Raw genomic sequence first — 565 nt, forward strand, 5'->3', positions numbered from 1 at the left:
AATTCGATGAAGTTACCGAGATGTTTGCTCTTCATGCTTAAAGACAAGAATGACAACCGTTCGAAAGCAATGCTGCTCAAGCCAACAAAAGACGATGTTCAAGGGCTTGGGTTTCACTCTCATAAAAGGATGGATTCACAATGAAAAAACGTACCCAACTTAGTCTTGTCATGACGTCTGTTGCTCTGGCGGTTGGCGCGGCATCAGCTCAAGCGGCGGAACTAGAAATTACGGTTACCAACGCAACCAAAGGCATTTACTTTACACCGCGTATCGGCGCGGCGCATGGCTCAGATCTACATTTGTTTAAGGTCGGAGAATTAGCCACAACAGAGCTTGAAGCGATGGCTGAAGGGGGGGATATTTCTGGATTATCGACCGTGATTGGCAACGCAGGCGGTGCAGTTGTAGAAAACCCTGCGGGCGGTATTCTCAATCCGGGCGCTGCGACCACGTTTACTTTGGATAGTGGCGATCACGGTTACCTCTCACTTAGCGCGATGCTATTGCCAACCAATGATGGTTTTGTCGGCTTAGACAGTTGGAAAATTCCAACCGAAGCGGG

Annotated in this window: 1 protein-coding gene; it reads left to right on the plus strand. The window is 48.8% G+C overall.

The features are described from left to right. Positions 1-140: 140 nt before the first annotated feature. Positions 141-565: spondin domain-containing protein (locus tag R7093_RS27125; protein WP_318147262.1), on the plus strand; the 425-nt coding region annotated here is incomplete at its 3' end.

This window comes from Vibrio sp. 1580 (genome assembly GCF_033340055.1).